This window comes from Sphingomonas sp. P3_C6 (genome assembly GCF_056402595.1).
In genome coordinates, this window is sequence record NZ_JBFUHB010000027.1 from 55,858 (window position 1) to 62,848 (window position 6,991).

Below are 6,991 nucleotides of genomic sequence, written 5' to 3' on the forward strand. Positions count from 1 at the left end.
AGAGGCGATGCATCAGGGTTTTTCAGAAATTGGCGGGGGCACAGCCTCCCTCGCTACAGTCGAGGCGTCGGTCGATCGCGCAACCGCCGCGCTCGCCCGTCTCCAGCGCGAAGACGGCCATTGGGTGTTCGAGCTCGAAGCCGACGCGACCATTCCGGCCGAATATGTCCTGCTCCGCCATTATCTCGGCGAGCCGGTGGATACCGTGCTCGAAGCGAAGATCGGCACCTATCTGCGCCGCATCCAATCCGCGGAACATCATGGCTGGGGCCTGTTCCACGGCGGGGCCTTCGATGTCAGCGCCTCGGTAAAGGCCTATTATGCACTGAAGATGATCGGCGATCCCGTGGACGCGCCGCACATGGCAGACGCCCGCGCCGCGATTCTGGCGGTCGGCGGCGCGGCCGCGGTCAACGTCTTCACCCGCATCCAGCTCGCCCTGTTCGCGGCTGGCCCGTGGTCGACCGTGCCGACCATGCCGCCGGAGCTGATCCTGCTGCCGCGCTGGTTCCCGATCCATCTGTCGAAGATGTCCTACTGGGCACGCACCGTGGTGGTGCCGCTGCTGGTGCTGGGCGCGCTCCAGCCAGTTGCGCGCAATGCGCTCGGGTTGAAGGTCGACGAGCTCTATACTGGCGAGAAGATCCGGCCGGGCACCAAGGCAGCCGACACCAAATGGCTGTGGACCCACGGCTTCAACGCGCTCGACCGGGTGCTCAAGGCCGGCAACGGGCTCTGGCCGAAGAAGCTGCGCGCCCGCGCGGTCAAGGCCTGTGTGGATTTCGTGCTCGAACGGCTGAACGGTGAAGACGGGCTTGGCGCGATCTACCCGGCGATGGCGAACAGCGTGATGATGTTCGATTGCCTCGGCTATCCGGCGGATCATCCGGCCCGGACGATCGCACGGCAGTCCGTCGAAAAGCTGCTCGTGATCCGCGAGGACGAGGCCTATTGCCAGCCCTGCGTCTCTCCGGTGTGGGACACGGCGCTCGCGGCCCATGCGATGCTCGAAGCGGGTGGCGAGGATGCGGAGGCACGCGCCGGTCGCGGGCTCGACTGGCTGAAGCCACTCCAGGTACTTGATGTGAAGGGCGACTGGGCCGAGGAAAAGCCCGATGTCCGTCCGGGCGGCTGGGCCTTCCAGTATAATAACGCGCACTACCCCGATCTGGATGACACGGCAGTGGTGGTGATGGCGATGGACCGGGCGAAGGCGCGCGACGCCCCTGAGAATGAATGGCGCGAGGCGATCGACCGCGGGGTCGAATGGACCGTCGGCCTGCAGAGCCGCGACGGCGGCTGGGGCGCGTTCGACGCCGACAACAGCTATCACTATCTCAACAACCTGCCCTTCGCCGATCATGGCGCCCTGCTCGATCCACCGACCTCGGACGTCAGCGCGCGTTGCGTGTCGATGCTCGCCCAGCTCGGCGAGAGTCGGGACAGCGAGCGCATGCGGGCCGCGCTGGATTTCCTCACCAAGGAACAGATGCCCGACGGAAGCTGGTTCGGTCGCTGGGGCGTGAATTATGTCTACGGCACCTGGTCGGTACTGTGCGCGCTCAATGCCGCCGGGATCTCCCCGGAAGAACCGATCGTGGCGAAGGCGGTCGACTGGCTCACCCAGATCCAGAATCCGGACGGCGGCTGGGGCGAGGACTGCGAGAGCTACGCACTCGACTATGCGGGCTACACCCCTGCCCCCTCGACCGCCTCGCAAACGGCATGGGCGCTGCTTGGACTGATGGCGGCAGGCGGCGTCGATTCACCGGCAGTGGCGCGCGGGATCGAATGGCTTGCGGCACAGCAGGAGGCCGACGGGCTCTGGGGACAGGAGATGTACACCGGCGGCGGCTTCCCGCGCGTCTTCTATCTCCGCTATCACGGCTATCCCAAATATTTCCCGCTGTGGGCGATGGCCCGCTATCGCAACCTGAAGCGCTCGAACACACGCCAGGTGGCGTACGGCATGTGACGATCCTGGTCGCGACCGGGCTGAAGAAAGAGGCCGCGATTTTGGGTGGCCCGGGCGTGACGGTGGTTGCGGGCGGCGGCGATGGGGCGCGGCTAGAGCGGGAACTGGAGACGGCTGCCGGTGATGTCCGCGCAATTCTGTCTTGTGGTCTCGCCGGAGCATTGTCACCCGGCTTGAGAGCGGGCGATCTCGTCATCGGTAGGCTGTTCCCCGGCGAAGGCCGGGGGCCAGTTACGCAGGTCCTCCAACTGGGCCCCGGCCTTCGCCGGGGAACAGATGTTGTTGAGATGCTTCGCGAGCATCTGACTGACGCCCAAATCGGCGAAGTGGTCGGTAGCGATACTATCGTCGCAAGCGTCGCTCAGAAGCAGGCGCTCTACTCAAAAACCAACGCCCTCGCGGTCGATATGGAATCCCACATTGCCGCTCGCGTGGCAGCACGCCACAACCTCCCCTTCGCGATCGTCAGGGCCATCTCCGATACCGCCGACCACGCCCTTCCCCCGGCGGCACTGGTCGGCATGCGTCCCGACGGCAGCATGGCCCTCGGCGCGGTCCTGGCATCCCTCGCCCGGAACCCGGGTCAGCTCCCCGCCCTGATCCGAACCGGCAGCGACGCCGGCCGGGCCTTTACCGCATTACGCCGCGTTGGCGACGTGCTTGGCTGCCTTGGGGTTCGCCTTGCGGATGATATCGAGCTCCCGCTCGACATGTGACGAGTGCACGTCCTGCGCCGGGCGCTGGTTGCTGAGATCGATGTCCGGCGCCATCGGCCCGGTGGTCCGTACACCGTTCCGCCCTATCGCGAACATCTTGAGCGGGTGGCGGATCGAATCCGTCGCAGCCGTGCCCTCGAAACCGCAATGGACCATGCAATCGGCGCACTTCTCGTACTTGCCGACGCCGTAATCGTCCCACTCGGTGCCTTCCATCAGCTCCTTGAAGCTCTGCACATAGCCTTCGCCGACCAGGTAGCACGGCTTCTGCCAGCCGAAGACGGTGCGCAGCGGCATCGACCAGGGCGTGCATTCATAGCTCTGGTTGCCGGCGAGGAAGTCAAGGAACAAAGGCGAATTGGTGAAGGTCCATTTCTTGCCGCCATCGCCCTTGGCGAACACGTCGCGGAAGAATTGTTTCGTGCGGGTGCGGTTGAAGAAATGCTCCTGGTCGGCCGCGCGCTCATAAGCATAGCCGGGCGAGATGGTGATCTCGACGCCGCGCTTCTGCATCTCGTCGAAAAAGCCGGCGAGACGATCCGACGAGGCACCGTCGAACACCGTGCAATTGACCTGGACGCGGAAACCCTTGGACTTGGCCAGCTCGATCGCCTCGATCGCGACCTCATAGGTGCCGTCCTGATCGACCGCGTGATCGTGCATGCCCTTGTCGCCATCGAGATGGATCGACCAAGTGAAGAAGGGCGACGGCGCGTAATCGTCGATCTTCTTCTTCAGCAGCAGCGCGTTGGTGCACAGGATCACGAACTTCTTCTTCGCGATATAGCCCTTCACGATCTTCGGCATGTCGCGGTGGAGCAGTGGCTCGCCACCGGCGATCGACACCGCCGGCGCGCCGCATTCGTCGATCGCCTCCATGCACTGCTCGAAGCTCAGCCGCTGGTTGAGGATCGCATCGGGATAATCGATCTTGCCGCAGCCCGGGCAGGCGAGATTGCAGCGCAGCAGCGGTTCGAGCATCAGCACGAGCGGATAGCGGCCGCCCTTGATATGCTGGCGCACGGTATAGGCGCCGATGCGCACGAGGGGAGAAAGCGGGAGGCTCATTGAATCGTCCTATTCGGCCGCTGCAACGCGCGGCATGACATTTCTCAGCTCCGGGGGCAGGCTGAACTCGATATTTTCCTCGACACCGTCAAGCTGGGACACCTCGATCGAACGAAGCCGGGCAAGAGCAGCGATCACGTCGTCGACAAGCTCGTCAGGCGCCGATGCACCCGCAGTAATACCGACTGCGTCCACGCCGTCCAGCCAGGCCGGGTCGACACCGCTGCCATCCGCGACGAGATAGCTGGGCACTCCCATCTCGACCCCGATCTCCCGGAGCCGGTTGGAGTTGGAGCTGTTCTCGGCGCCGACCACGATCAGCAATTCGCTGACCCGCGCCAGATCGCGCACCGCGGTCTGGCGGTTCTGGGTCGCGTAGCAGATTTCGGAAACGTCCGGGCCCTGCACGTCGCTGAACCGCCGGTTGAGCGCAGCGATCACGCTGCGGGTGTCGTCTACGCTGAGCGTGGTCTGGGTGACATAGGCGATCGGCATGTCGAGCGCGAGCGGCAGTGCCTCGACATCGGCTTCGGTCGATACCAGATGGATCGGCGCGTCGACCTGACCCATCGTACCCTCGACCTCGGCATGCCCGGCATGGCCGATCAGCACCAGAGTGCGCCCTGCCCTGGCGTAGCGCCGCCCCTGCACATGGACCTTGGTGACCAGCGGACAGGTCGCATCCAGCACCGGCAATTCGCGAAGCTTCGCCTCGTCCTGCACCGATCGCGCGACGCCATGCGCGCTGAAGATCGTCGGCGCACCGGCCGGAATCTCCGACAGGTCCTCGACGAATATCGCGCCCTTGCCTTTCAGCTTGTTCACGACATGGCGATTATGAACGATCTCGTGCCGGACATATACCGGCGCTCCATGCAGATCGAGAGCGCGTTCGACGATGTCGATCGCTCGCACCACCCCCGCACAGAACCCCCTCGGCTTCGCGAGGATCACCCGCAATGGGGCACTTTCTTCAACGACCATCAAAAGCGTGTCCAGCCCCGTACTAGTTTCGAACCAGCCCCCCGGTTCGGCGATATCCTTCGCCGTTACTATGGGAAGATAGCGGCGCGGTAGCCGGGAAAAAAGGTATAAAAGCGGCACAATGATTTGAACTCTGGCATTTCGATCTCGCGTTGTACGCCAGAGGGTGGATTTTGCATCACGACGCCGATACAGGGGCTCGCGGGGCAGAAGTGGACCGAAACGAGCATGCGAATCCTTACCCCGTCCCTTATCCCGGCTATCGTCATCACCGCGCTGGTCGCACCGGCATCCGCCGCCATGGCCCAGGCAAGCGACCCGGCGCGCGCGCCAGTGCAGGCGCTTTGTGATGGTCTGGTCACGATCATGAAGGGCGGCAAAGCGATGGGCGTCCGTGGCCGGGCGGCCTCGATCGGCCCGGTCGTCGACCGCGCCTATGACATACCGCTGATGACCCGCCTGACCGTCGGCGCCGGCTGGAACGGCATCGCACCGGCCGACCAGACCGCGCTGGTCGCTGCGTTCAGGCGGATGGTGGCCGGGCAATATGCCACCAACTTCGATTCCTTCTCAGGCGAGAAATTCACCGTCGACCCCAAGGTGGAGACTCGCGGCGCCGACAAGCTGGTGCGCACCAGCCTGATCCAGACCGGCGAGGCGCCGATCCCGATCGGCTATCGCCTGCGGGCGAGTGGCGGAAACTGGAAGATCATCGACGTCTATTACCGCAATTCGATCAGCCAGCTGGCCACCCGCCGGTCCGATTTCTCCCGGGTGCTGGCGACGGGCGGCGCGAAGGCGCTGATCCGCCATCTGGACGAACTGGCTGCCAAGGGCGGCAATTGAGCCTCGGCCTCGTTCTGCCCACGGTCGCGCTGCTCGGCGCGGCACCGGAACAGCCCGCACCGGCGCCCCCCGCGCCGATCGTGCAGGTTGCGCCGCAATCGGCGCCGGTCGCTCCCGAACCTCTGGTCGCCGCCCCTGCTCCGGCTGCCGAATCTGCCCCGATCGACCCGCTGGTCGACCCTGCCACGGCCGACCCCCAGGCCGTTCCGGCGACCACGGCGACCTCGGTCGAGCCGATGGCGGCTGCGAGCATCGAACATGCCCCGGGCGATCCGCTGGAAGGCTTCAACCGGCGTATGTTCGCCGCATTCCAGAGCACCGACCGCAAATTCATCCGCCCCGCCGCAATGGCCTACAAGCATGTCGTGCCCAAGCCGGTCCGGTCGGGCCTCCGCAACGCCATCACCAATCTCAGCGAACCGATCGTCTTTCTGAATGATCTGCTCCAGCTGAAGCCGGGCCGCGCGATCAAGACGCTGTTCCGCTTCCTCGCCAATTCGACCATCGGCATCGGCGGCCTGGTCGACGTCGCCAAGACGCCGGCGGTCAACCTGCCGCACCGCAACAACGGCTTTGGTAACACGCTTGCCTATTATGGCGTCGGGCCGGGTCCCTATCTGTTCCTGCCCTTTGTCGGTCCGACCACGCTGCGCGACCTGATCGGCGGCCAGGGCGACGGTCTGGTGCTGCCGGTGGCCGTGGGCAAACCGTTCGATCGCTGGCAATTTCAGGTCCCCAAGGGGATCGTCAGCGCGCTCGACCAGCGCGCCGAATCGGACGGTGACATGAAAGCGCTGCTCGACGGCGCAGTCGATCCCTATGCGACGTTGCGATCCGTCTATCTCCAGAACCGCGCGGCCGAGATCCAGGAACTGCACAGCGGGGCAGCGGCCGAGGGTGCCAACCCGCTCGAGGATCCGCTGAGCGACCCGGCATCGGGCACGGTAAGCCCCATGGACGACCCGCTGAGCGATCCGGCAAAGCCCACGCCCGCCGCCAAGGCGGCTCCTGCCGGGCAAACCGTCGCGCCAGCGCCCGACAAGACCGATCCGCTCGCTGATCCTGCTCAGCCTTAGGCCAAACTCAATATGCCGATTCAACACGGCGACTGATCAAGGCAAGATAATGTCGGACGAAGCCGCAGGCGTCGCCCGCTCTTTCTTGTATCTGGACATCCTCGTCGCGGCTTGATTGTCTGCGATGAGCGTCGGGGAGGGTGGCCGCCCTCCCCGGCGCGGCGGCGATGTCGCCCGTTCTTTCTCTGGCTGAACAGCCGTCACTGAGCCAGGGACCATCGCCGTTGTCACGCACGACCGAACAGTCGGTTGATTTCCCAATCGCACAGACAAGACAGGTTACCGTGATGCAGATCATTTGTGGAGTGGATGTTTCCAAGGCCTGG

7 protein-coding genes are annotated in these 6,991 nt (G+C 64.9%); 4 read left to right on the forward strand and 3 right to left on the reverse strand.

All coding sequences use genetic code 11. The features are described from left to right. Positions 1 to 7: 7 nt before the first annotated feature. Both shc and AC1DT7_RS19940 read left to right on the forward strand, forming a co-directional pair. Positions 8 to 1,975, forward strand: a complete 1,968-nt coding sequence (shc, locus tag AC1DT7_RS19935) for a squalene--hopene cyclase (RefSeq protein WP_478037924.1) — start codon at positions 8 to 10, stop codon at positions 1,973 to 1,975. Next, positions 1,972 to 2,691, forward strand: a complete 720-nt coding sequence (locus tag AC1DT7_RS19940) for a phosphorylase family protein (RefSeq protein ID WP_478037925.1) — start codon at positions 1,972 to 1,974, stop codon at positions 2,689 to 2,691. Before shc ends, AC1DT7_RS19940 begins: the two co-directional genes overlap by 4 nt. Here AC1DT7_RS19940 and hpnH read toward each other — a convergent pair. Beyond that, the gene (hpnH, locus tag AC1DT7_RS19945; RefSeq protein WP_478037926.1) at positions 2,614 to 3,759 is read right to left on the reverse strand and encodes an adenosyl-hopene transferase HpnH; all 1,146 of its coding nucleotides are present in this window, start codon (positions 3,757 to 3,759) and stop codon (positions 2,614 to 2,616) included. The two genes, AC1DT7_RS19940 and hpnH, sit on opposite strands and share 78 nt — an antisense overlap. A 9-nt stretch (positions 3,760 to 3,768) precedes the next feature. After that, positions 3,769 to 4,743 carry a 4-hydroxy-3-methylbut-2-enyl diphosphate reductase gene (ispH, locus tag AC1DT7_RS19950; RefSeq protein WP_478037927.1) on the reverse strand — a complete coding sequence of 325 codons (975 nt, stop codon included), beginning with the start codon at positions 4,741 to 4,743 and terminating at the stop codon, positions 3,769 to 3,771. 228 nt (positions 4,744 to 4,971) lie between these two features. Here ispH and AC1DT7_RS19955 point away from each other — a divergent pair, with 228 nt between their 5' ends. Both AC1DT7_RS19955 and AC1DT7_RS19960 read left to right on the forward strand, forming a co-directional pair. After that, positions 4,972 to 5,589, forward strand: coding sequence for an ABC transporter substrate-binding protein (locus AC1DT7_RS19955; protein WP_478037928.1), 618 nt, complete (start codon positions 4,972 to 4,974; stop codon positions 5,587 to 5,589). Beyond that, positions 5,586 to 6,665 (forward strand): MlaA family lipoprotein, encoded by a 1,080-nt coding sequence (locus tag AC1DT7_RS19960; protein ID WP_478037929.1) that lies wholly within the window; start codon positions 5,586 to 5,588, stop codon positions 6,663 to 6,665. The genes AC1DT7_RS19955 and AC1DT7_RS19960 overlap by 4 nt, the downstream gene beginning before the upstream one ends. Positions 6,666 to 6,672: 7 nt before the next feature. Here AC1DT7_RS19960 and AC1DT7_RS19965 read toward each other — a convergent pair. Continuing rightward, positions 6,673 to 6,991 (reverse strand): hypothetical protein (locus tag AC1DT7_RS19965; RefSeq protein WP_478037930.1); only part of this gene is annotated, 319 nt, incomplete at its 5' end.

Excerpts from the sequence above, each read along its gene's own strand:
- shc (WP_478037924.1), top strand. The coding sequence starts at position 8 with ATGCATCAGGGTTTTTCAGAAATTGGCGGGGGCACAGCCTCCCTCGCT.
- hpnH (WP_478037926.1), bottom strand. The coding sequence starts at position 3,759 with ATGAGCCTCCCGCTTTCTCCCCTCGTGCGCATCGGCGCCTATACCGTG.
- ispH (WP_478037927.1), bottom strand. The coding sequence starts at position 4,743 with ATGGTCGTTGAAGAAAGTGCCCCATTGCGGGTGATCCTCGCGAAGCCG.
- AC1DT7_RS19955 (WP_478037928.1), top strand. The coding sequence starts at position 4,972 with ATGCGAATCCTTACCCCGTCCCTTATCCCGGCTATCGTCATCACCGCG.